Source organism: Pseudomonas sp. AC172, assembly GCF_979258595.1.
The window spans coordinates 3,442,061-3,466,174 of sequence record NZ_OZ409868.1 but is presented as its reverse complement, the minus strand read 5'-3'; the positions used below and the strand labels follow the sequence as shown (position 1 = coordinate 3,466,174).

15 protein-coding genes are annotated in these 24,114 nt (G+C 59.7%); 10 read left to right on the top strand and 5 right to left on the bottom strand.

Features of this window, described 5'->3' with window-relative positions; all coding sequences use genetic code 11:
• Positions 1-121: 121 nt before the first annotated feature.
• A complete protein-coding gene (gene ngg / locus ACZ0A4_RS15520; RefSeq protein ID WP_463575463.1) occupies positions 122-1,870 on the bottom strand; it encodes an N-acetylglutaminylglutamine synthetase in 1,749 nt (582 codons plus the stop codon).
• 3 nt (positions 1,871-1,873) lie between these two features.
• On the bottom strand, positions 1,874-3,646 hold the full coding sequence (locus tag ACZ0A4_RS15515; protein ID WP_463575461.1) for an N-acetylglutaminylglutamine amidotransferase: 1,773 nt from the start codon (positions 3,644-3,646) through the stop codon (positions 1,874-1,876).
• 363 nt (positions 3,647-4,009) lie between these two features.
• Between ACZ0A4_RS15515 and ACZ0A4_RS15510 the strand changes: the two genes are divergently transcribed.
• Complete coding sequence (locus ACZ0A4_RS15510; RefSeq protein ID WP_463575459.1) at positions 4,010-8,833, top strand: NEL-type E3 ubiquitin ligase domain-containing protein; 4,824 nt, start codon at positions 4,010-4,012, stop codon at positions 8,831-8,833.
• 3 nt (positions 8,834-8,836) lie between these two features.
• On the opposite strand, the gene mnmC is transcribed toward ACZ0A4_RS15510, so the two are convergent.
• Positions 8,837-10,816, bottom strand: a complete 1,980-nt coding sequence (mnmC, locus tag ACZ0A4_RS15505) for a bifunctional tRNA (5-methylaminomethyl-2-thiouridine)(34)-methyltransferase MnmC2/FAD-dependent 5-carboxymethylaminomethyl-2-thiouridine(34) oxidoreductase MnmC1 (protein WP_463575458.1) — start codon at positions 10,814-10,816, stop codon at positions 8,837-8,839.
• A gap of 171 nt (positions 10,817-10,987) precedes the next feature.
• Between mnmC and pap the strand changes: the two genes are divergently transcribed.
• Complete coding sequence (gene pap, locus ACZ0A4_RS15500) at positions 10,988-12,502, top strand: polyphosphate:AMP phosphotransferase (RefSeq protein ID WP_463575457.1); 1,515 nt, start codon at positions 10,988-10,990, stop codon at positions 12,500-12,502.
• Between the two features lie 102 nt (positions 12,503-12,604).
• Positions 12,605-13,789 (top strand): thiolase family protein, encoded by a 1,185-nt coding sequence (locus ACZ0A4_RS15495; protein ID WP_463575456.1) that lies wholly within the window; start codon positions 12,605-12,607, stop codon positions 13,787-13,789.
• A 135-nt stretch (positions 13,790-13,924) separates the two neighbouring features.
• Here the strand turns inward: ACZ0A4_RS15495 and ACZ0A4_RS15490 are convergent, their stop codons facing one another.
• Complete coding sequence (locus ACZ0A4_RS15490) at positions 13,925-14,119, bottom strand: DUF6316 family protein (protein WP_463575454.1); 195 nt, start codon at positions 14,117-14,119, stop codon at positions 13,925-13,927.
• A gap of 210 nt (positions 14,120-14,329) precedes the next feature.
• Here ACZ0A4_RS15490 and ACZ0A4_RS15485 point away from each other — a divergent pair, with 210 nt between their 5' ends.
• Positions 14,330-15,289: a DMT family transporter gene (locus tag ACZ0A4_RS15485; RefSeq protein WP_463575453.1), complete on the top strand. Its 960-nt coding sequence runs from the start codon at positions 14,330-14,332 to the stop codon at positions 15,287-15,289.
• Between the two features lie 126 nt (positions 15,290-15,415).
• On the opposite strand, the gene ACZ0A4_RS15480 is transcribed toward ACZ0A4_RS15485, so the two are convergent.
• On the bottom strand, positions 15,416-16,810 hold the full coding sequence (locus tag ACZ0A4_RS15480) for a class II fumarate hydratase (RefSeq protein WP_007908383.1): 1,395 nt from the start codon (positions 16,808-16,810) through the stop codon (positions 15,416-15,418).
• A 193-nt stretch (positions 16,811-17,003) separates the two neighbouring features.
• Between ACZ0A4_RS15480 and ACZ0A4_RS15475 the strand changes: the two genes are divergently transcribed.
• The 6 genes from ACZ0A4_RS15475 to ACZ0A4_RS15450 all read left to right on the top strand — a co-directional run bounded on the left by ACZ0A4_RS15475 (position 17,004) and on the right by ACZ0A4_RS15450 (position 24,060).
• A complete protein-coding gene (locus ACZ0A4_RS15475) occupies positions 17,004-17,519 on the top strand; it encodes a DUF2059 domain-containing protein (RefSeq protein WP_077574030.1) in 516 nt (171 codons plus the stop codon).
• Positions 17,520-17,531: 12 nt separating this feature from the next.
• Positions 17,532-17,837, top strand: coding sequence for a BolA family protein (locus tag ACZ0A4_RS15470; RefSeq protein WP_463575452.1), 306 nt, complete (start codon positions 17,532-17,534; stop codon positions 17,835-17,837).
• A gap of 163 nt (positions 17,838-18,000) precedes the next feature.
• Positions 18,001-18,942, top strand: a complete 942-nt coding sequence (gene trhO, locus ACZ0A4_RS15465) for an oxygen-dependent tRNA uridine(34) hydroxylase TrhO (RefSeq protein WP_463575451.1) — start codon at positions 18,001-18,003, stop codon at positions 18,940-18,942.
• Positions 18,943-18,977: 35 nt separating this feature from the next.
• The gene (locus ACZ0A4_RS15460) at positions 18,978-19,580 is read left to right on the top strand and encodes a DsbA family protein (protein ID WP_463577564.1); all 603 of its coding nucleotides are present in this window, start codon (positions 18,978-18,980) and stop codon (positions 19,578-19,580) included.
• On the top strand, positions 19,573-21,399 hold the full coding sequence (locus ACZ0A4_RS15455) for an ABC transporter ATP-binding protein (RefSeq protein WP_463575450.1): 1,827 nt from the start codon (positions 19,573-19,575) through the stop codon (positions 21,397-21,399). The genes ACZ0A4_RS15460 and ACZ0A4_RS15455 overlap by 8 nt, the downstream gene beginning before the upstream one ends.
• Positions 21,400-21,600: 201 nt before the next feature.
• On the top strand, positions 21,601-24,060 hold the full coding sequence (locus tag ACZ0A4_RS15450; protein ID WP_463575449.1) for an EAL domain-containing protein: 2,460 nt from the start codon (positions 21,601-21,603) through the stop codon (positions 24,058-24,060).
• The last annotated feature ends 54 nt before the right edge of the window (positions 24,061-24,114 follow it).

Below are 24,114 nucleotides of genomic sequence, written 5' to 3'. Positions count from 1 at the left end.
AGTTTTGTGTTGCTTGATCGGGCCTCATCGCTGGCAAGCCAGCTCCCACAGGTTTTGTATGCGTCGCAGAACTTGTGGGAGCTGGCTTGCCAGCGATGGCGTCAGCCCAGTCACCAGAGGATCAAGAAATGGCCGGCTGACTGTGCGGAAACAACAAATCGACAAACCGCTCCGCCGTCGGCTGCGGCTCGTGATTGGCCAACCCGGCGCGTTCGTTGGCCTCGATAAATACGTACTCCGGTTGATCCGCCGCTGGCACCATCAAGTCGAGGCCAACCATCGGAATATCCAGCGCCCGTGCCGCGCGCACGGCGGCATCGACCAGGGTCGGATGCAGAATCGCGGTGACGTCTTCCAGCGTGCCGCCGGTGTGCAGATTCGCCGTGCGCCGCACAAACAAATGCTCGCCTGCCGGCAAAATGCTGCTGTAGTCATAACCCGCGGCATGCAAGGTGCGCTGGGTTTCGTGGTCCAGCGCAATCTTGCTCTCGCCGCTGGTGGCCGCTTGCCGACGACGACTCTGCGCTTCGATCAACGCGCCGACTGAATGCTGACCATCGCCGACCACTTCCGCCGGTTTGCGAATGGCCGCCGCGACCACTTCAAAACCGATCACCAGAATCCGCAGATCAAGGCCTTCATGGAAGCTTTCCAACAGGACGCGGCTATCAAATTGCTTCGCCGTTTCGATGGCTTGCTGCACCTCTTCGATGCTTTGCAAATCCACCGCAACGCCTTGGCCTTGTTCACCGTCGAGCGGTTTGACCACCACCCGTTGATGCTCATCGAGAAAGGCCAGATTGTCGTCGGCATTGCCCGCCAGTTGTTGCGAGGGCAGGTTCAGCCCGGCGCCTTTGAGCACCTTGTGCGTCAGGCTTTTGTCCTGACACAAACTCATGCTGATCGCGCTGGTCAGGTCGCTCAGCGATTCGCGGCAACGCACGCGACGCCCGCCATGGCTGAGGGTGAACAGCCCGGCGTCGGCGTCATCGACCTGCACATCGATGCCGCGCCGATGCGCTTCTTCAACGATGATCCGCGCATACGGATTGAACTGTGCCTCCGGGCCGGGGCCGAGAAACAGCGGCTGATTGATGCCGTTTTTACGCTTGATGGCGAAGGTCGACAGATTGCGAAAGCCGAGCTTGGCATAGAGGTTTTTCGCCTGACGATTGTCGTGCAACACGGACAGGTCGAGATAACTCAAGCCACGACTCATAAAGTGCTCGATCAGGTGCCGCACCAATACCTCACCGACACCCGGTCGGGAGCACTGCGGATCAACCGCCAGGCACCACAGGCTGCTGCCGTTTTCCGGGTCGTTGAAAGCCTTGTGGTGATTCAGGCCCATGACGCTGCCGATCACCGCGCAGCTGTCCTCATCCTCGGCGAGCCAATACACCGGGCCGCCCTGATGATGCGGCGTCAGCCGCGTGGCATCGATCGGCAACATGCCGCGTGCCTGATACAACTGATTGATCGCCTGCCAGTCGGCTTCACTTTGCGCGCGGCGGATACGAAAGCCGCGAAACACACGGGTGGCCTGCCGGTAGTCGCTGAACCACAGGCGCAAGGTGTCGGATGGATCAAGGAACAATTGCGTCGGCTCAAGTCCGAGAATCTGCTGGGGAGCGGCGACGTACAAAGCGATATCGCGCTCGCCGGGCTGTTCTTTGAGCAGTTCCTGAGCCAGCGATGCCGGGTCGGGAAACGTGTGGCCGATAAGCAACCGTCCCCATCCGCAATGCACCGCGATCGGCTCGGCAGCCAACGTACTGCCGTCTTCGGCCAGACGTGCCTGCAAGCGTTCATAGGACGGCGTCTGACCGCGTATCAGCCGCTGGTTGATGGCCGTGGCGTGGGGTTTCATCGATCAGATTCCTTGTTCACTGAGCCACAGGTTCAGGGCCGCCAGTTGCCACAGCTTCGAACCGCGCAACGGCGTCAGTTGGCCCTGCGGATCGGTCAGCAATTTATCGAGCATGGCCGGGTTGAACAGGCCGCGATCCTGACTCGGATCGAGCAGCAGTTCGCGCACCCAGTTCAGCGTGTCGCCCTGCAAGTGCTTGAGACCAGGGACGGGGAAGTAGCCTTTCTTGCGGTCGATCACTTCACTTGGAATCACTCGGCGCGCGGCTTCTTTCAAGACTTGCTTGCCGCCATCGGGCAGCTTGAACTGGCCCGGCACACGCGCCGAGAGTTCGACCAGTCGATAGTCGAGAAACGGCGTGCGCGCCTCCAGACCCCAGGCCATTGTCATGTTGTCGACGCGTTTGACCGGGTCATCGACCAGCATCACCGTGCTGTCCAGACGCAGGGCTTTGTCGACGGCCGCATCAGCGCCGGGCTGGGCGAAATGTTCTTTCACGAAGTCACCGGCCGCGTCGTGCGCAGTCAGCCATTGCGGTTGCACGGTGGCGGCGTAGTCGTCGTAGCTGCGGTCGAAAAACGCGTTGCGATACGCCGCGTAAGGATCGGCTGCGCCGTCGACTTGCGGGTACCAGTGATAACCGGCGAACAGCTCATCCGCGCCTTGACCGCTTTGCACCACTTTGCAGTGCTTGGCCACTTCGCGCGATAGCAGATAGAACGCGATGCAGTCATGGCTGACCATCGGCTCGCTCATCGCACGGAATGCGGCGGGCAGTTGCTCGATGATCTCTTTCTCGTCGATGCGCAACTGATGGTGCTGCGTGCCGTAGTGTTTGGCGATCAGATCGGAATACTGAAACTCGTCACCGCGCTCGCCGCCGGCATCCTGAAAACCGATGGAAAAGGTCGACAGATTCTCGACGCCGACTTCACGCAACAGACCGACGAGCATGCTCGAATCGACACCGCCGGAGAGCAGCACGCCGACATCCACTGCTGCGCGTTGACGAATGGCCACCGCCTCGCGAGTGCTGTCGAGGACGCGGTCGACCCAATCTTCCAGATTCAGGTTTTTCTCATCCTCGTGCGGGCCGTAGGGCAGGGTCCACCAGGTTTTCTGCTCGGTGCTGCCATCGGCTTCTACACGCATCCAGGTCGCTGGCGGCAGTTTTTCGATGCCGGCCAGCAGGGTGCGGGGCGCCGGGACCACAGCATGGAAATTCAGGTAGTGATTGAGCGCCACCGGATCGAGGATCGGATTGATGTCGCCGCCCTTGAGCAACGCCGGCAATGCCGAGGCAAAGCGCAGGCGTTGGCCGGTGCGCGACAGGTACAACGGCTTTACGCCGAGACGGTCGCGGGCAATGAACAGGCGTTTGGCGTCGCGTTCCCAAATGGCAAACGCGAACATGCCGTTGAGCTTCGGCAGCAGTGCCTCGCCCCAGGCGTGGTAGCCCTTGAGCAGCACCTCGGTGTCGCCACCGGAGTAGAAGGCGTAGCCCAGCGCTTCGAGTTCGGCGCGCAGCTCCGGGAAGTTGTAGATCGCACCGTTGAAGGCCAGCGACAGGCCCAATTGGCTGTCGATCATCGGCTGCGCCGAGCCGTCCGACAGGTCCATGATTTTCAGGCGACGATGACCGAGGGCAATCGGCCCTTGGGCATGGAAGCCCCACGCGTCGGGGCCGCGAGGGGCCAGGTGATGGGTGATTCTCTCGATCGCTGCAAGGTCTGCAGGTTGTTGATCAAAGCGTAACTCGCCAGCTAATCCGCACATAAAGTCCTTACCGGTTTTTCCGTTGGGGAGGGTCAAACATTCTTTCGCCAAAAGGGCGGGTACTCAGAAACTGACCAGACGCGGTAAGGGGAGTTTTAGATCGATAAGTTATAAAGAGTCGACTCTGCCTCCTGCGCGACAGTTATGACGGCTGATCGGAAGACGCGGTTTTTGCGCGCGCCGATGCGTTTTTCAGCGTCAGCGCTTCGTGGGGCACGGTAATGCTCGCCGGGTGGTGCAGGGCTATTTTATTCATGAGAAAAAGTGCTTGATTGGCCTGGATTGCCCACAGGATTTTGAGTTGTTAATCACTGTTCGTCACCGCTAACGTCAAAGGCTCAACTGCAATAAAGGACTATTGCCATGCTCGCCCAAGACAACAAACCTGCTCAGGCTCGAAGGGCCATCCTGAGCACTCTATTCGCCGCAACCGGCGACCTCGACACCGCCGAAACCCTGGAAAAAACGCTCCCGGCGTATTTGCTCCAGGCGTCGGCCTCCAGTCTGGCCAGGCTGGATGAAATCAACCGTGAGCTGCACGCCCGGCAACTCAGGGTCAATAAGGACCTGATCCGGCTAAAACCGTTGGCTGACTTCTGTATCAGCGAACTCAACGCGGCACTGAGCCAAAAATGGCCGGCGCTTTATGACGCTGGCGCGGATGTGGTCAGTCTGCCGGGTGTTGATTGTGGCTGCGAAACGACCGCGACCGATCAGGCCGGGATCGACCTCGTTCAACACGCCTCGCAAACGCTCTTGCAGGCTGCCATGCAAAACTTCACCGAAGACGAGGAGCAGGCTGACGCGTTTCCCGATGGCAGTCAGGTGCGCCTGAAAAGCGCGCCGCAGGGTGTGAGCGGCTTGACCCCGGCGGCGTTTGCCGCGTTTTGCCGCCAGCTGGATCTGGGCCAGAAATACCAGGAGCATCTGCAGCAAGTGTTCGGTCTGCATGACGAAGGCGGCAAAGTCGTGGCGACCAGTGCCATGACCCGCGATATCGCCGCATTGAAGCGGTCGCTATTGGAACTGGATGCGCACCTGGCCGTGCTCAAGGGCAATATCACCGCGGCAGGCTTGCGCATGTTGCAGGACCTGATGTTGGCCGAGGGCGTGGCGTCGACGCACACCCTGCGGTACGGCAAAGAACCGCTGATCATGCAGGGCATCAAGATACTCGACAGCTGCGTGTGGGGCGTCGTCGTTTTTTCCAAACGCTCGGTGGAACAACACCCTGAGGACGGATGCATCGTGTACATGCCCGGCGAACCTGAGCGGGCCGTGTACGAATACCCGAGTTTCAATGCATTCAAGCGCTACCTGGTGCAACAACTGAAAACCGCGGATTATCAGGACTACTTTGCCCGCAGCCTCGATGAAGATGACAAGGCGGATTTCTTCAAGACGTTCGCTGAAAAAGGCGAGCTGGGCCTGGTCAAACAATGGCCGATCAGCGTGCCGTTCTTCGATTTCATGGTGCAAAGCCATGTCGGCAAGTTGCAGATCGACGCACGCAAACTGGCAGTGCCTACTGCTGATATCGATGAAGATACACGCCGCCAGCGCCTGCTCGATTTCGTTCAGCGCGGGGTAAACATTGTCTCGGTGGCCGGGCTCTTCGTGCCGGTGCTAGGGCAATTGATGATGGGCGTTGCAGTGGGGCAATTGCTTGGCGAAGTTTACGAAGGTATCGAAGACTGGCAGCGCGGAGATCATCAGCAAGCCCTGTCGCATCTGCTCAGCGTGGTCGAGAACATCGCGTTGATGGGCGTCTTCGCCGGCGGGCAAAAAGTGTTGGGAGCACTGGGTCGCAAACTGCTGCGCACACACCCGCAGTTCTTTGGGGAATTCACTGCCATTCTCAATCACGCCGGTAAAGCGCGCCTGTGGAAGCCCGATCTCGCGCCCTACGAGCATTCTCTCCCGGCAGGGTTCACCATCGATGCCGGCTCCAAGGAGTTTTATCAGATTGGCGCGAAAACCCTTGGCAATGTTGACCATCGTGTGTTCGCCGGCAGCTACGATATCGACGCTAAACTGTGGCATCTGGAGCACGCCGGACGAGCGCAAGCCTATACCCCGGAACTGGTCCGGCACGTCGAAGGCGGTTGGCGGCTACCCGGCGAAGAGCCGGAGGAATGGGGCAGTTCCGCATACGCGCTCAAACGCATCGATCCGCACTTGCGCGAATTCGTCGACAGCGATCTGGACATGATGCGTCGACTCAGCGACACCTCGTATCAGACCGTGCTCGACACCTTCAACGACAATCTGAACCTGCCTGTGCGCCTGCGCGATACCGTCGAGCGTGTACGCATCGGGCACCAGTTGCGGGAGTTGACCGTGGAGCTGGAAAACGGCGAGACCCATTCCGGGCAATCTGTCGAGACGCTGATGCATGCCTTGCCGAAGCTGCCGGGCTGGCCCACCGACCGCTATATCGAGGTGGCCGGAGAAGAGGGGGCGGTCGAAGCGACCTATCCTGCGAACAGTACGATCGACGAAACGCTGGGTGTGGTTGTAACGCAGGACCAATTGTCCCGGGGGCAATTGTTGCAAACGGTGATCGATGGTCTGTACCAAAACGAGGTCGATGCCTTGCTTGGCGGCAAAGTCGCAAGAAGCACTGAGGACAGTGCACTGGCGAAAAAGCTTGGTGCGGCGCTCAGGTCCGATTATCGCGCGGTGTTCGAGCGTCTGTATCAACGCTACGACAGGAGTCAGGCGGATGAGCTGCTCAATTTGCGCAAGGTTTTCGCCGACATCCCGGCGCGCTATGGACAACGCCTGATCGACCGCGCACCCAGTGTCGAGCGCCAGCACCTGCGCACCACCGCACGGGTGCCATTGCGGCTGGGACAGCGAGCTCGGGCCGCTGCCGCCAAGGTGCGGCTCGACCGCGGGCTGACGGGATTTCACTGGCCACGCCTGGCGAATGCCGATACCGACAAACTGGCCATTCAGTTGTTGCCACGCCTTAGCGGCTGGGATAAAAAACTGCGCCTGGAGGTGCGTGACAAGACCTTGACCGGACCCGTGCTGGAAGCCATCGGCGATGTGTCCGCGACCGCAGACGATACCTGTCACCTGGTGAAAACCGCTGACGGTTATGAAGTCTTTGACGGCGACAAAAAATCCCTTGGCAAGGTGGTGTCGGCGCCCGACGCGTTGTACTCCGCCATCCTGAAGGCGCTCCCGTCACGTCAGCGTGAGGCGAGCGGATTGATCGATGCCGGGCAGACCAGCAGACCGCGCTTGCGCAGCAAATTGCTCGACGCCGGGCTCGAAGAGCGCGAAGCCACTGGGCGAATACTGGTCAGCGGCAAGTACGAACCGCCGGGCGTCGAGCCGGCCTGCGTGCAAGGCGATCAGGCCCCCGCAACGAACCACTCACGCAAGTTGCTGCGCAAAGTGCGCAAACTCTATCCTCGCCTGAATGACGCTCAGGCCAGTCAATTGCTTGATGAACTGGGCGACGATCCGCTGAGCCGGGCGATGCGGGTCAAAGCCTTGCGTCAGGATCTGAAAACCCTGCGTGACGTTCTCTTTATCTGGAGTGAAGATGGCACCGCCCTGGAGGCGATGGGGAGGGATATGGCCGAAGCGCGGCACAGCCGCAAGATGGCGGCCGAGCTGATCGAGAAGGCCTTTCGGCGGTTTGACTGGACCGAGGGTGAACAGGGCAAACCGGTCTGTGCCCTCAAGCTTGATCGAATGCGCATCGGCAAGCTGCCGAGCATGCCTGCGGGATTGAGCTTTGACCATATCCAGCGCTTGTCGATGAAAGACATGGCGCAGAATGATGATGTCACGTACTTCCTCAAATCCTTCAAACAGCTTGAGTCGCTGGAACTCGACAACAATAAAATCACCCGGCTCCCCGAAGTGCTGTCGCATATGCCCAACCTCAAGCGATTGAGCCTGGAGGGCAACCAGGTAAAGCTGACCGAGCAGACATTGACGAAGCTGAACCGGCTGCGCACGCTGACGAATCTTGATCTGAACGACAACCCGTTGGGCGCCACTCCGGATGTCAGTCAAATGAGCAACCTGCGTCTGTTGCAGCTGCGCCAAACGGGGATTACCGAACTGCCTCAAGGTCTGCAGAATCTCGCCCATATCGAATGGATGAATCTGAGCAAAAACAAAATCAAGGAATTGCCCGATTGGCTGTTTCAAAAACCGCGACGATTTACCCGGACGCTCAACCTGGGGGGCAATCCCTTTACTGAAACCAGCAAGACGTATCTGGATAACTATCGCAATAACTACGGTATAGGAATGGGTTTCACCGCAGACGACATTGCCCGACTCCATGAACAAACCGCGCGCTCATTATGGCTCACCAAGACGACCGGTGAGGAATGGCTGACGCAGGTGCGAATCTGGGAGGCGTTTCGCGACGATAGCCGTGCCGAAGGCTTGTTCCAGTTGCTGGCGCGACTGGGCGATACCGCCGACGGGACGAAGGGTCGCGCTGACCTGCAGCGACGGATCTGGGTGGTATTGAAGGCAGCAGAGGCCGATGGCCCTCTGTGCGATGAGTTGCTCGATCTGGCCGCCAACCCGATCAATTGCGATGACACGGCGGCGATCAATTTCAGTCATCTTGAAGTGGCTGTTCACGTCGATCATGTCACCAAGGGAGCCGGCGGCAAGGTCACTGCCAAACCGCTACTCGAACTCGGCCGCGGTCTGTTCCGGCTGCATCGACTGACCGCGATTGCCCGCGAACATGCCCTCAAAGTCGGGAAACTGGATGAAGTCGAGGTGAACCTGGCTTATCGCATCGGGCTGGCGAAGACACTGGACCTGCCCGGTCAGCCGCAGAACATGCTGCTGGGACTGGAGAGCGGCGTGACCGCTGCTGATCTGGAAATGGCGCAAACCCGGATCGCTACAGACGAACTCTCCCCTCAATGGCTCGAATTCATGCAGCAGCAGACGTTTTGGCGTGACTATCTGAAACGTACGTTTACGCGCAAGTTCTCGCAGATTGAAGCGTCGTTCGCGCCGCGGATGAGTGCCCTGGATGAGCAAGCGGACACACTGCCAAGTGCTGACTATCTGAGTCAGGGGCTTGCCCTCAAACTTCAAAAGGAGCAGGCGCAAGAGGCAGAATTCAAGCGCCTGACGCAAGAGTCTATCCGCCTGATGGACCTGGGCCTGTGCGCGATGCCAGACATGTGAGATTCACTTGCCGCGAATCAGCTGGCGCAGGGCGAAACGGTTAGGGTGACAGGCTTCGGCGACACTGCGTGGCAGCGGCAGCGGTTCGTTGTCCAGCCAGGCAGCGAGCAGTTCGCCGGACAATGGCGCGGTAATCAAGCCTCGTGAGCCGTGGCCGCTGTTGACGTACAAGCCGTCCAGCCAAGGGCAGGCGATGTCCGGAACCTGACGGGCATCCTTGCTCAGGGCGGCATAGGCGTCGAGGAAGGCCTCGCGGTTGGCGAGGGGGCCGACTATCGGCAAATAGTCAGGGCTGGTGCAGCGAAAGGCCGCGCGGCCCTGCAGATCTTCGACCGGCTGTTCGCTGATGTGCAGACGCACGACGAGGTCGATGGAAATCTCTTCGAGCATCGCCAGATTGCCCACATGTTCGGCCGTGGTCGGGGTCAGGTCATCGCTGTTGAAATCGAAACTGGCACCGAGGGTGTGTTCGCCCAAACGCGCCGGGGCAACGTAACCTTCGGCACAGACCACCGTGGCCAGTGCCTGGCTTTCTGTTGTTTCGCCGAGGCGAGTGATCTGCCCGCGAATACGTTTGAGCGGCAATTCGGCACTCTGCGCGAAGCGTTTGATCTCGGCAGCACCGGCCAGCACCACGACCGGCGCACTGGCGAGCAAACGCTCACCGTCCAAAGCCTGCCACTGATCATCGACCTTGCGCAGTTGCAGCGCTTCGCAATGGCTGAGCAGTTCGATGTTCGGCTGCGCCGCTTGTGCCTGACACAGCGCTGGCGGATGCACCCAGCCACCTTCGGGATAGTACAAACCGCCATGGCTCACGCCGACCCCGGCGCGGGCCTGCGCCTCGGGCTGATCAAGCCACTGCAACAGATCTTCGGGAAAGGCTTGCGCCAATTGCGCGTGGCGCTCGGCTTCCTTGGCATTGAACGCCAGTTGCAGCACGCCGCAATCGTCCCAGTCAGTGCCGCGTTGCAGGGTCTCCAGCAGGCGCCGGGTGTAACCGAAGCCGCTGATGATCAGCTGCGACAACGCCGTGCCGTGGGCGGACAATTTCAGGTACAGCACGCCCTGCGGATTGCCTGAGGCTTCTTGCGCCACCGCCTCATGGCGTTCAAGCAACGTGACCTGCCAGCCCCGTGCGGCCAGACTGGACGCCGTGGCACATCCCGCCAGACCGGCGCCGATCACCAGCGCACGCCGCTCAGTGACGATCGGTGCAGGACGAGCGAACCACGGCTTGTCCGGCACTGGCGGTGCAACTTCCGCCGGCCAGCCGAGAAATTCGCCCCGGAGGATTTCCCACTTGTGGCCGATGCCCGGTGTGCGCTTCATTTTGAACCCGGCGGCATTCAGCAAGCGCCTTACCCAACCGGTGCTGGTGAAGGTGCTGATGGTCGAACCGGGGGCCGCCAGTCGCGCCAGTTCGACGAACAGTTCGGCGGTCCACATGTCAGGGTTTTTCGCCGGGGCGAAACCGTCGAGAAACCATGCGTCGATCTGCGCGTCGAGCTGTGGCAGCTGTTCCAGTGCATCGCCGATCAACAGCGTCAGGGTCACGCGGCCGTTGGCCAAAGTGATGCGCTGAAAACCCTGATGGATCGCCACGTAGTGCGTCAACAACTGATCGGACAGTGGCTTGAGTTCAGGCCACAAGGCCAGGGCCCGTTGCAAATCCGCTGGGCTCAATGGGTATTTTTCAACACCGACGAAATGCAGCCGCGCGCCGGCGAGGGCGTGCTGTTCGAACAGCTGCCAGGCGCAGAGAAAATTGAGCCCGGTGCCGAACCCGGTTTCGCCGATAACCAGCCGTCCGTGTGCCGGCAACGCGGCAAAGCGCTCGGCCAGACGATTCTGTTCAAGGAACACATAACGGGTTTCTTCCAGCCCTGACTGGTCGGAAAAGTACACGTCATCGAACACCCGCGAACGCGGGCGTCCCAGGTCATCCCAATCGAGTTGGGCGTGGGGCAATACGGGCTTCATGGCAGGCTCGGCAACGACAAGGCGGCCATTCTAGCTGATCGCGCAGGCGTTGCTTGATCCATGGCAAGGCTTGCCGTCGCGACTGACGGACAATCTGCTACCTGCGGGAATTTCTGCGCCGCTGCTATGCCCAATCCGCTAGTCTTGCTGAATCCTGGAAGGAGCCGTCCCATGTTTGAATCCGCTGAAATCGGTCACGCCATCGACAAAGACACCTTTGATGCGGCCGTGCCTGCGCTGCGTGAAGCACTGCTGGAAGCGCAGTTCGAGTTGCAGCAGCAAAAGCGTTTCCCGGTGATCATCCTGATCAACGGCATTGAAGGCGCGGGCAAGGGCGAGACGGTCAAGTTGCTCAACGAGTGGATGGACCCGCGCCTGATCGAGGTGCGCACGTTCGATCAGCAGACTGATGAAGAATTGTCGCGGCCACCGGCGTGGCGCTACTGGCGGATGCTCCCGGCCAAGGGGCGCATGGGGATTTTTTTCGGTAACTGGTACAGCCAGATGCTGCAGGGGCGGGTGCATGGCTTGTTCAAGGATCCGCGTCTGGATCAGGCGATCGCCGGTGCCGAGCGTCTGGAAAAGATGCTCTGCGATGAAGGCGCGCTGATCTTCAAATTCTGGTTTCACCTGTCCAAGAAACAGATGAAGGCCCGGCTCAAAGCACTGGCAGATGACCCGTTGCACAGCTGGCGCATCAGTCCGCTGGACTGGCAGCAATCGGAAACCTACGACAAGTTCGTCAAATACGGCGAGCGTGTATTGCGCCGTACCAGTCGCGATTACGCGCCTTGGCATGTCATCGAAGGCATGGATGCCAACTACCGCAGTCTGGCGGTCGGCAAGATTCTGCTCGAAGGTTTGCAAAGCGCGCTGAAACGCCCGGACGTGCATCCGCACGATGTCAGCGCTGCGCCGCTGGGCACACCGGTCGATCAGTTGAACCTGCTCGACAGCATTGACCTGACCCAGCGTCTGGACAAGAAAGACTACGAAGAACAGCTGATCACCGAGCAGGCGCGCCTGTCTGGGCTGATGCGCGACAAACGCATGCGTCGCCACGCGTTGGTGGCGGTGTTCGAAGGCAACGACGCGGCGGGCAAGGGCGGGGCGATCCGTCGGGTCGCGGCGGCGCTCGATCCGCGTCAGTACAACATCGTGCCGATTGCCGCACCGACCGAAGAGGAGCGGGCGCAACCGTACTTGTGGCGTTTCTGGCGGCACATTCCGGCGCGCGGCAAGTTCACCGTGTTCGACCGTTCGTGGTATGGCCGGGTGTTGGTCGAGCGCATCGAAGGGTTTTGCACACCCGCCGACTGGCTACGCGCTTATGGCGAGATCAATGATTTCGAAGAGCAACTGGCGGACGCCGGGGTGATCGTCGTCAAGTTCTGGCTGGCCATCGACAAGGACACGCAGATGGAGCGTTTCCAGGAGCGCGAAGAGATTCCGTTCAAGCGCTTCAAGATCACCGAAGACGACTGGCGCAATCGTGACAAGTGGGATGATTACCGCGCCGCCGTCGGCGATATGGTCGATCGCACCAGCTCCGAGATCGCGCCGTGGACCTTGGTTGAAGCCAATGACAAACGCTGGGCGCGGGTCAAAGTGTTGCGCACGATCAACCGCGCACTCGAAGACGCCTTCGATAAGTCCGACAAGCGTGCCAAGAAACACAAGGACTGAGCCGATAGACGCGCATACGCGGGGTGAATGATTGTCGCGGTCGTTGATGCGGTGGACTTATGCTCGGTCCACTCTCAACCGACCACAACAATGAGGTATGCCATGCGTGAAGTGGTGATCGTCGACAGCGTGCGGACTGGCCTGGCCAAATCCTTTCGCGGCAAGTTCAACCAGACCCGTCCCGATGACATGGCGGCTCATTGCGTCAACGCGCTGCTTGAGCGCAACGACATCGACCCGGCCAGCGTCGAAGATTGCATCGTCGGTGCCGGCTCCAACGAAGGCGCGCAGGGCTACAACATCGGCCGTAACGTCGCGGTGCTGTCACGTCTGGGCACCGGCACCGCCGGCATGACCCTCAACCGTTTTTGTTCCTCAGGCTTGCAGGCGATTGCGATTGCCGCCAACCAGATCGCCTCGGGTTGCAGCGACATCATCGTCGCTGGCGGCGTCGAGTCGATCAGCCTGACGATGAAAAGCGTCAACACCGATCATCTGATCAACCCTGTGCTCAAGCAGCAGACGCCGGGTATTTATTACACGATGGGCCAGACCGCTGAAGTGGTTGCGCGGCGTTATGACGTCAGCCGTGAAGTGCAGGATCGCTATTCCCTGCAAAGTCAGATTCGCACTGCGGCAGCGCAGGCCGCCGGGCTGTTCAACGATGAAATCGTACCGATGGCGGTGAAATATCGCGTCGAAGACAAAAACACCGGCGAGGTGCAGATTCTCGATGGCGTGGTCGATCGCGACGACTGCAACCGCCCCGACACCACTTATGAAAGCCTTGCTGGATTGAAACCGGTGTTTGCTGAAGATGGTTCGGTGACGGCGGGCAACTCGTCGCAGCTGTCTGACGGTGCCTCGATGACACTGGTGATGAGCCTGGAAAAAGCCCTGCAACTGGGCCTCAAGCCGAAAGCGTTTTTCCGCGGCTTCACCGTGGCTGGTTGCGAACCGGACGAAATGGGCATCGGCCCGGTGTTTTCGGTGCCGAAACTGCTCAAGGCCAAGGGCTTGCAAGTGGCGGATATCGACTTGTGGGAGTTGAACGAGGCGTTTGCTTCGCAGTGCTTGTACAGCCGTGACCGGTTGGAGATCGACAATGAAAAGTTCAACGTCAACGGTGGGTCGATTTCGATTGGTCATCCGTTTGGCATGACCGGATCGCGGCAGGTCGGGCATCTGGTGCGTGAGTTGCAGCGGCGTAATCTGCGTTACGGCATCGTGACGATGTGCGTGGGCGGCGGGATGGGCGCTACCGGGTTGTTTGAGGCGGTGCGCTAAGCCAGAGCATTTTTGTTGTCTGTTCCATTGCTATCGCTGGCAAGCCAGCTCCCACAGGTTTCATGACGGTCGCACAAATTGTGTACACCACTAATCCTGTGGGAGCTGGCTTGCCAGCGATTGGATCACCACCGCTTAGCGACTGGAATCCAGTCCTTGCATCCGCGCGATGTAAGCCTGGATTTCCTTCTCAATCTGCTCGGCACTCTCAAACGGCCCCTCAAGGGTATTTTCCCGAGTGCTGAAAAACAGTTCGCCATTGACCCGGCACACCCGGTCGCTGCGAAAGTGCATTTCGGGGGTGCTGTCGCGGGCGCGCATTCCTAACATGATCGGTCTCCTTGGCTGATGTGCTGAAACGGATCCAATGAGCTTATGCCTGAAGCACTTGCCGTGCCCGCTCAGCCGATCAACGGCGCCACGTCAATTTAATGCTGCGACCTGCACAGTTTCATTCGCGTCCTGAGCGCAACTGTCCCTGTGTCGCGACCAGTGTCAGGCCTAGAATGAGCGCACTTGTCAGCAGGCGTTGGGGTTTGTATGCACGTTTCATCGGGTCGCTGGGTGTACGGCTTGTTCCTCGCGCTGCTGACCGCGTTTTTGTGGGGCATCCTGCCGATCAAACTCAAACAGGTGCTGGTGGTGATGGACCCGGTCACGGTGACCTGGTTTCGTCTGTTGGTTTCCGGTGGTTGTCTGTTCATCTATCTGGCGGCAGTGAAACGCCTGCCCAGCCGCAAAGTGCTCGGGCCCAAGGGTGGCTGGCTGGTTTTGATGGCGGTGCTCGGGCTGGTTGGCAACTATGTGTTGTACCTCATGGGCCTGAATTTGCTCAGCCCCGGCACCGCGCAACTGGTGGTGCAGATGGGCCCGATCATGTTGCTGATCGCCAGCCTTTTTGTGTTCAAGGAACGCTTCAGTATTGGTCAGGGTATCGGGCTGGCGGTGCTGTTGACCGGTTTTGTGCTGTTCTTCAATCAACGGCTGGCAGAGTTGCTGACGTCATTGTCCGATTACACCGCAGGGGTTTTGCTGGTGCTGCTGGCGTCGACGGTCTGGACCTTCTATGCGCTGGGCCAGAAGCAATTGCTCACGGTGTGGAATTCGCTGCAGGTGATGATGGTGATCTATCTGTTCTGCGCGCTGTTGCTGACGCCGTGGGTGCATCCGCTTGAAGCGCTGAGTCTGAGCCCGCTGCAGGGTTGGCTGCTGCTGGCGTGCTGCATGAACACATTAATTGCCTATGGCGCGTTCGCGGAAGCGCTGGCGCATTGGGAGGCTTCGCGCGTCAGCGCGACGTTGGCGATTACGCCATTGGTGACGTTTGGCGCAGTGGCGATTGCGGCGGGGATCTGGCCCGAATACGTGCATGCCGAGCAGATCAATGCTCTGGGTTATGGCGGGGCGGTGCTGGTGGTGCTGGGGTCGGCGCTGGTGGCGTTGGGGCCTTCGTTGATTGCCGGGTTGAAGGCGCGGCGGTTGAAGGTGGCCGCCAGTTAAACCGCGCCGCTGCCATTCGCGAGCAGGCTCGCTCCCACTTTCAACCGCATTCCTGACAGGGGATTGCGGGTAACTAATGTGGGAGCGAGCTTGCTCGCGAAGACAGACTTTCAGGCGCCAAAAATCTCAGCCCTTGGCGCCAGCCTCAATCATGTTCTCCGGCCGCACCCACGCATCAAACTCTTCATCCGTCAGATACCCCAGCGCCAACGCCGCCTCGCGCAAGGTCAGCCCTTCGCTGTAGGCCTTCTTGGCAATCTCCGCCGACTTGTCATAGCCGATATGCGGATTCAGCGCCGTCACCAGCATCAATCCACGCTCCAGATGTCTCGCCATGACTTCAGCGTCCGGCTCAAGCCCGGCAATGCAGTGCTGCTGGAAGTTGCTGCAGCCATCGGCGAGCAGGCGAATCGATTGCAGCAGGTTGTGGATGATCACCGGTTTGAACACATTCAACTGCAAGTGACCCTGACTCGCGGCAATGCCGATGGTCACGTCGTTGCCCAGCACTTGGCAGGCGAGCATCGACAGCGCTTCGCATTGGGTCGGGTTGACCTTGCCCGGCATGATCGAGCTGCCCGGCTCATTCGCCGGCAGGCGCACTTCGGCAAACCCTGCGCGTGGGCCGGAGCCGAGCAGGCGCAGGTCGTTGGCAATTTTCATCAGCGCCACGGCGAGGGTTTTCAGTGCGCCAGAAAGACTGGTCAGCGGCTCGTGGCCGGCGAGGGCGGCGAACTTGTTCGGCGCGGTGACGAAGGGCAGACCGGACAGTGCCGCCAGTTCTGCAGCAATCGCCTCACCAAAACCGTGCGGCGAATTCAGCCCGGTACCGACCGCGGTGCCGCCCTGGGCCAGTTCACAGACGGCTGGCAGTGCGGCGCGGATCGCCCGTTCGGCGTAATCCAGTTGCGCGATAAAACCCGACAATTCCTGACCGAAGGTGATCGGCGTCGCGTCCATCATGTGCGTGCGCCCGGTCTTCACCAGTTTCATGTGCCGCGCTGCCAGTTCAGCAAGGCCGCCGGACAACTCGGCAATCGCCGGCAGCAGTTGTTCCTGCACGGCCTGGGCGGTGGCGATGCTCATGGCGGTGGGAAAGCAGTCGTTGGAGCTTTGCGAGCGGTTGACGTGATCGTTCGGGTGCACCGGCGTCTTGCCGCCGCGCGGGTTGCCGGCCAGTTCGTTGGCACGACCGGCGATCACCTCGTTGACGTTCATGTTGCTCTGGGTGCCGCTGCCGGTCTGCCAGACCACCAGCGGAAACTGGTCGTCGTGCTGGCCATCGAGAACTTCGTCGGCGGCTTGTTCGATCAGGCGGGCGATGTCGGCGGGCAGGTCTCCGTTACGGTCGTTGACGCGGGCGGCGGCTTTCTTGATCAGTGCCAAGGCATGCAGTACCGGCAGCGGCATGCGTTCCTGACCAATGGCGAAGTTGATCAGCGAGCGTTGCGTCTGAGCACCCCAGTAAGCGTCGTCCGGGACTTCGATCTGGCCCAGGCTGTCGGTTTCGATACGGCTCATCGTGCACACTCCTGTTGGTCTGTTTGCGCAGTTTAGGCCCGGTCGGGCCCAGGTGGTTCCCTCGATCCGATTGTTGACCGGTAAAACCCTGCCAATCAAGCGCGGCAAGGCTCGGGGGTTGAGCGACAAGGTTTTTTAGGCGCAGAATGGTCGCCCTTGGGGTTTGACCTCGCTTTGCTTAAAAGGAAACTCGATGACTCGTCTTCGTGCCATCTGCACCGCGGTTGCACTGGTTTGCGCCAGCGGCCAGGTGCTTGCCGATACCGCCAGCCACAACGCCAGTGCTGAAGCTTTCCTGACCCTGGCGCACGCTGACAAGCTGGGCACTCCGGTGTACATGCAAGTGCAGCAAATGTTCGCTCAGCGTTTTGAACAGACCAAAGCCCCGGAAGCCAAGAAAGCCGTGCTGGAAACCTACCAGGCCAAGGCTAACGCCGCGCTGGACCAAGCCATCGGCTGGAACAAGCTCAAGCCTGACATGGTCAAGCTCTACACCAGCAACTTCAGTGAATCCGAGCTGAAAGACCTGGTCGCGTTCTACCAGTCGCCACTGGGCAAGAAAGTCCTGGAAAAAATGCCGCAGTTGACTCAGCAATCGGCCCAGATGACCCAGGCTAAACTGGAAAGCGCCGTACCTGTCGTCAACAAGCTGCTCGACGACATGACCAAAGAGCTGGCCCCTGCAGCTGCGCCGGCCAAGAAGAAGTAAGCGGAGTTCGTGATGACCATGCAACAACGCATCGAATCGACGCTGGCCCTGCTTCAGCCTGAGCACCTGCAAGTGCTGGATGAAAGCCACATGCACAGTCGCGGGCTGCAGACGCATTTCAAGGCAGTGGTAGTCAGCGCGCAGTTCGACGGCCTGAACCGGGTCAAGCGCCACCAGAAAGTCTACGGCACGCTCGGCGAGCTGATGGGCGAGTTCCATGCGTTGGCGCTGCACACCTACACCCCAGAGGAATGGGCAGAGACCGGCGCCGCCCCGGCGTCGCCGACCTGTGCCGGAGGACGGCAGCCGCAAGCTTGAAGCGGCAAGCTGCAAGCTAAAGGCGAGTGTTCCTGGCTTGTCGCTTGAAGCTCGCCGCTTGAAGCTGCTTTTTTGCTAGAATCCGCAACGCGCCGCTCACCCGGCGCGTTTTTTTTTGAATCCGGTTCACCCTTTGCGAGGGTAGCCACCTGGAGAAATACCCATGACGCAACCGATTGTCGTGGCGGCACTGTATAAGTTCGTCACCCTCGAAGATTACGTTGACCTGCGCGAGCCCCTGCTGCAAGCGATGGTCGACAACCAGATCAAAGGCACCCTGCTGATCGCCGAAGAAGGCATCAACGGCACGGTGTCCGGCACTCGCGAAGGCATCGACGGTCTGTTCGCCTGGCTCAAGAACGACCCACGCATGATCGACATCGATCACAAAGAGTCGTACTGCGACGAGCAGCCGTTCTATCGCACCAAGGTCAAACTGAAGAAAGAGATCGTCACCCTCGGTGTCGAAGGCGTCGACCCGAACAAAAAGGTTGGCACCTACGTTGATCCGCAAGACTGGAACGCGTTGATCAGCGACCCGGAAGTGCTGTTGATCGACACCCGTAACGACTACGAAGTGTCGATCGGCACCTTCGAAGGCGCCATCGATCCGAAAACCACCAGTTTTCGCGAATTCCCTGACTACATCAAAGAGCACTTCAACCCGGCCGTTCACAAGAAGGTTGCGATGTTCTGCACCGGTGGCATTCGCTGCGAGAAAGCCTCGAGCTACATGCTTGGCGAAGGCTACGAAGAGGTTTACCACCTCAAGGGTGGCATCCTGAAGTACCTTGAAGAGGTGCCGCAGGAAGAAACCAAGTGGCAGGGCGACTGCTTCGTGTTCGACAACCGTGTGACCGTGCGTCACGACCTCAGCGAAGGCGACTACGATCAATGTCATGCCTGCCGCACACCGGTCAGTGTTGAAGATCGCGCCTCCGAGCATTACGTCGCCGGTATCAGTTGCCCGCATTGCTGGGACAAGCTGAGCGAGAAGACCCGCCGCAGCGCCATCGATCGGCAGAAGCAGATCGAACTGGCCAAGGCGCGCAACATGCCGCACCCGATCGGCTACAACTACAAGCAAGCATCCACCGAGGCTTAACCATGTCTGCGCGTCTGCTCTATGTGATGGATCCGATGTGTTCGTGGTGCTGGGGGTTTGCTCCGGTGGCCAAGGCATTGGTCGAGCAGGCGCACGCAGCCGGGGTGGAGCTGCATCTGGTGGTTGGCGGCTTGCGTACCGGCAGCGGTTCGGCGCTGGAGCCAACCACGCGTCGTTACATTCTTGAGCATTGGCAAGCGGTGACCGAAGCCACCGGCCAGCCGTTCAAGTTTGACGGCGCGTTGCCCGACGGTTTTGTCTACGACACTGAGCCGGCCTGCCGGGCGATCGTCACCGCGCGCAGTCTGGCGCCGGATTGCGCGTGGACACTGGTCGGACTGATCCAGCAGGCGTTTTACGCTGAAGGTCGCGATGTCACCCAGGCCAGCGTGCTGGTTGAGCTGGCAGAAAAGGCCGGAGTGCCGCGCATCGAATTTGCCGCGTTGTTCGATCATGCCGATCAACACAAAGCAACTCAGTCCGATTTCAGTTGGGTGCAGGATCTCGGTATTGCCGGTTTCCCGACCCTGCTGGCCGAGCGCAACGGTCAACTGGCGCTGTTGACCAACGGCTACCAACCGCTCAGTGAGCTGTCGCCATTGCTCGGTCGGTGGCTGGAGCGTGCGGCCTGTGTCTGACCTGGCCGATGACACGCCAGCCGTAAAGCGTGTCGACCGGCTGAGCTGGGCAGAAGTCCGGCGACTGGCACTTCATCATAAAAAATCCCTGTGGATCGCTAACGGCGTGGCCGTTCTGGCGACGCTGTGCAGCGTACCGATTCCGTTGCTGCTGCCGTTGCTGGTGGACGAAGTCCTGCTCGGCCACGGTGACGCGGCATTGAAAGTCATGAACCATGTGCTGCCGACGATGTGGCAGCAAGCGGCAGGCTATATCGGCCTGATGCTGGTCGTGACGCTGACCCTGCGTTGCAGCTCGCTGTGCTTCGGCGTGTTGCAGTCGCGGCTGTTCGCACGGCTGGCCAAAGACATCGTTTATCGCATTCGCGTGCGTCTGATCGAACGGCTCAAGCGCATTTCCCTCGGCGAATACGAAAGCCTGGGCAGCGGCACGGTCACTACGCACCTGGTCACGGACCTCGATACCCTCGACAAATTCGTCGGCGAAACCCTCAGCCGCTTTCTGGTGGCGATGCTGACGCTGGTCGGCACCGCGAGCATCCTGATGTGGATGCACTGGAAACTGGCGTTGCTGATTCTGCTGTTCAATCCGTTGGTGATTTACGCCACGGTGCAGCTGGGCAAACGCGTCAAACACCTTAAGAAACTCGAGAACGACAGCACGGCGCGCTTCACTCAGGCGTTGAGCGAAACCCTCGATGCGATTCAGGAAATCCGTGCTGGCAACCGTCAGGGCTTCTTCCTCGGGCGGCTCGGCTTGCGCGCGCAGGAAGTGCGCAACTACGCGGTCAATTCGCAGTGGAAAACCGACGCCTCGAACCGCGCCAGTGGTTTGCTCTTCCAGTTCGGCATCGACATATTCCGCGCGGCAGCGATGCTCACGGTGTTGTTCTCCGACCTGTCGATCGGCCAGATGCTCGCGGTGTTCAGTTACCTGTGGTTCATGATCGGCCCGGTCGAACAACTGCTCAACCTGCAATACGCCTACTACGCGGCGGGCGGGGCGCTGACGCGGATCAACGAACTGCTGGCGCGCGCCGATGAGCCGCAATATCCCGGCGGTGTCGATCCGTTCAAGGGCCGCGACACCGTTGGCATTCAGGTGCAAGGCCTGAGCTTTGGTTACGGCGATGAGCTGGTGCTGGATCAACTCGACCTGTCGATTGCCCCCGGTGAAAAAGTCGCGATCGTCGGCGCCAGCGGTGGCGGCAAAAGTACCCTCGTGCAGTTGCTGTTGGGTTTGTACACGCCAATGGCCGGGACCATTCGTTTCGGCGGTTCGACCCAGCAGGAGATCGGCCTGGACACGGTGCGCGAAAACGTCGCGGTGGTATTGCAACACCCGGCGCTGTTCAACGACACCGTGCGCGCCAACCTGACCATGGGCCGCAGTCGCAGTGACGAGGCCTGCTGGCAGGCACTGGAAATCGCTCAGCTCGAAGCGACCATCCGCGCCTTGCCCAATGGCCTGAACAGTATTGTCGGCCGCTCCGGCGTGCGCCTGTCGGGCGGGCAGCGTCAACGCCTGGCCATCGCGCGGATGATCCTCGCCGAGCCGAAAGTCGTCATCCTCGACGAAGCCACTTCGGCCCTCGACGCCGCCACCGAATACAACCTGCATCAGGCCATGGCGCGCTTCCTCAATGGCCGCACCACACTGATCATTGCCCACCGACTGTCGGCGGTGAAACAGGCTGATCGCGTGCTGGTGTTCGATGGCGGTCAGGTCGCTGAAGACGGCGATCACCAGCAACTGATCGCCGATGGTGGGCTGTATGCCAAGCTCTATGGTCACCTGCAGCAGATCCAGCGCCCTTGAGTTTCGTTCCGGTTTCTGTGCTTAGTGCCTGAATTGCATTGAGTAAAATCAACCGGAACGCTCAAGCAGACCAGCCATTTGCACAATCGACCTAGAGGACGGCAGAGCTGTCCCTTTGACTTGTCGAAAATTAGCCTAGGCTGAGCTGTCAGGAGCGGGATTTTCCGGTGTTCATCTGGCAGTGCTTGCGCAAGGGATCTCATGAAGCAAAAGCGGACTCTCGGAACGCCACGGTTGTTGGGCATCGTCTGGCCATTTATTGCCGTCGTGTTATTCCAGGCGTTATTGGGCGGCGTGAGTCTTTACGTGCTCTCGGCCGTTCGCGGTTATGTCGCCGGTGAAAGCCTTTGGTCCAAGGGCCAGAAAGACGCGATTTATTACCTCAATCTGTACGCCGACAGTCGCGACGAGGCGATTTTCCTCAAATACCACAATGCGATTGCCGTGCCGCAAGGCGGGCATCAGCTGCGTCTGGCGCTGGATCATCAGCCGCCGGATCTGGCTGCAGCGCGTGAAGGTATTCTCAAGGGCGGCAACCACCCGGACGACGTCTCCAGCCTGATCTGGCTGTACCTCAACTTCCGCCACTTCAGTTATCTGGAAACCGCCATCGATCGCTGGACGGTCGGTGACGCCTATCTGGTCGAACTGGATGACGTGGCGCAGGAGATGCACCGCAGCATCTCGCAGAACACCGCGAACAGTGCCGATATCCAGCGCTGGAAGGCGCGGATTTTTGCCGTCAACGATGGCGTGACGCCGGCCGCGAAAGCCTTCAGCGATGCCTTGGGCGAAGGCTCGCGGATGATCATGCGTCTGCTGCTGTTCACCAACCTGGCGACGGCACTTGGGCTGATCGTGCTGGCCTTGTGGCGCACGCACAAACTGCTCAAGCAGCGCCACGCTTTTGCCGAGGCGTTGCAACTGGAGAAGGATCGGGCGCACGTCACCTTGCATTCGATCGGTGATGGCGTCATCACCACCGATGTTAGCGGCGCCATCGATTACATGAACCCGGCCGCCGAGGCCATGACCCACTGGAAGGCCGAGCAGGCAGCCGGCCTGCCGCTGGCCGCGCTGTTCAATTTGCTCGACGACAATGCCCAGGCCGAAGGCCTGACGCTGATCGAGCACATCCTCAGCGGTAAGCTCAGTGGCGGCAGCGAGCACTCGAAACTGATTCAGCGCCTAGATGGCACGACGTTATCGGTGACGCTGGTCGGCGCGCCGATCCGCAATGCCGGCAAGGTCAGCGGCACGGTGCTGGTGTTGCACGATATGACTCAGGAGCGGCAATACATCGCCAATCTGTCGTGGCAGGCCACCCATGATGCGCTGACGGGGTTGGCCAACCGTCGAGAATTTGAATATCGGCTGGAGCAGGCGCTGCACAACCTCACGCGCCATCCCGGGCGGCATGCATTGATGTTCCTCGACCTCGATCAATTCAAACTGGTCAACGACACCTGTGGTCACGCCGCTGGCGATGAGTTGTTGCGGCACATTTGTACGCTGCTGCAATCGGGGCTGCGCGAGGGCGATACGCTGGCACGACTTGGCGGCGATGAGTTCGGCATTCTGCTGGAGAACTGCGCGCCGGACGCGGCGGAGAAGATTGCCGAGGCGCTGCGCCAGACCGTGCAGAACCTGCATTTTGTCTGGAAAGGGCGGCCGTTCCTGACCACAGTGAGCATTGGTCTGGTGCATGTCACGCAGGCCCCGACCACCCTTGAATCCTCATTACGCGCCGCCGATATGGCCTGTTACATGGCCAAGGAGAAGGGCCGCAACCGGGTGCAGGTCTACCACGCCGACGATTCCGAGCTGTCGCTTCGCTTCGGTGAAATGGCCTGGGTGCAGCGTCTGCACATGGCGCTGGAGGAAAACCGTTTTTGTCTGTACGCCCAAGAAATCGCGCCGCTCAAGCCGGGCGACAACAAGGGTGGGCACATCGAGATTCTGCTGCGACTGCATGATGAAGCCGGGCGGATGATCCTGCCGGACAGTTTCATTCCCGCTGCAGAGCGCTACGGTTTGATGAGTCAACTGGACCGTTGGGTAGTTCACAACGTATTCAAGGTTATTGCTCAATGTATTGCACAAGAACATCAAGAGCCTTTAGCAATGTGTGCGATTAATCTGTCAGGCATTACTATAGGAGATGACGCGTTTTTGCACTTTCTGCGCGAGCAGTTTGTTAACTATGCAATACCGCCTGAAATGATTTGTTTTGAAATTACAGAAACCAGTGCAATTGCAAATCTGGGCAGCGCAATTAGATTTATTAATGAACTCAAAGGCTTAGGTTGCTACTTTTCGTTAGATGACTTTTGCGCCGGAATGTCTTCATTCGCTTATCTGAAACATTTGCCTGTAGACTTCCTGAAGATCGACGGGAGTTTCGTAAAGGATATGCTGGACGACCCGATTAACCGCGCAATGGTCGAAGTGATCAATCACATCGGGCATGTCATGGGTAAGCAGACAATTGCCGAGTTTGTTGAAACAACCCAGATCGAGCAGGCATTGCTTGAAATTGGTGTGGATTACGCTCAGGGTTATGTTATAGAACGCCCGCAGTTGTTTACCTGTGACAGTTTGCAAAGTCGGCCCGCCAGACCGCAACCGCTGTTATTCAAAGCGCCTGGCACGTTCCGTTGAAGTCTCTCGCCGATCCTTACAATCACAAATCAAAAGGAGCCGAACAGTGATCGA

What these genes read in the sequence shown, in the direction of transcription:
- ngg (WP_463575463.1), bottom strand. Translation starts at nt 1,870, where the DNA reads ATGAAACCCCACGCCACGGCCATCAACCAGCGGCTGATACGCGGTCAG.
- ACZ0A4_RS15515 (WP_463575461.1), bottom strand. Translation starts at nt 3,646, where the DNA reads ATGTGCGGATTAGCTGGCGAGTTACGCTTTGATCAACAACCTGCAGAC.
- ACZ0A4_RS15510 (WP_463575459.1), top strand. Translation starts at nt 4,010, where the DNA reads ATGCTCGCCCAAGACAACAAACCTGCTCAGGCTCGAAGGGCCATCCTG.
- mnmC (WP_463575458.1), bottom strand. Translation starts at nt 10,816, where the DNA reads ATGAAGCCCGTATTGCCCCACGCCCAACTCGATTGGGATGACCTGGGA.
- pap (WP_463575457.1), top strand. Translation starts at nt 10,988, where the DNA reads ATGTTTGAATCCGCTGAAATCGGTCACGCCATCGACAAAGACACCTTT.
- ACZ0A4_RS15495 (WP_463575456.1), top strand. Translation starts at nt 12,605, where the DNA reads ATGCGTGAAGTGGTGATCGTCGACAGCGTGCGGACTGGCCTGGCCAAA.
- ACZ0A4_RS15490 (WP_463575454.1), bottom strand. Translation starts at nt 14,119, where the DNA reads ATGTTAGGAATGCGCGCCCGCGACAGCACCCCCGAAATGCACTTTCGC.
- ACZ0A4_RS15485 (WP_463575453.1), top strand. Translation starts at nt 14,330, where the DNA reads ATGCACGTTTCATCGGGTCGCTGGGTGTACGGCTTGTTCCTCGCGCTG.
- ACZ0A4_RS15480 (WP_007908383.1), bottom strand. Translation starts at nt 16,810, where the DNA reads ATGAGCCGTATCGAAACCGACAGCCTGGGCCAGATCGAAGTCCCGGAC.
- ACZ0A4_RS15475 (WP_077574030.1), top strand. Translation starts at nt 17,004, where the DNA reads ATGACTCGTCTTCGTGCCATCTGCACCGCGGTTGCACTGGTTTGCGCC.
- ACZ0A4_RS15470 (WP_463575452.1), top strand. Translation starts at nt 17,532, where the DNA reads ATGACCATGCAACAACGCATCGAATCGACGCTGGCCCTGCTTCAGCCT.
- trhO (WP_463575451.1), top strand. Translation starts at nt 18,001, where the DNA reads ATGACGCAACCGATTGTCGTGGCGGCACTGTATAAGTTCGTCACCCTC.
- ACZ0A4_RS15460 (WP_463577564.1), top strand. Translation starts at nt 18,978, where the DNA reads ATGTGTTCGTGGTGCTGGGGGTTTGCTCCGGTGGCCAAGGCATTGGTC.
- ACZ0A4_RS15450 (WP_463575449.1), top strand. Translation starts at nt 21,601, where the DNA reads ATGAAGCAAAAGCGGACTCTCGGAACGCCACGGTTGTTGGGCATCGTC.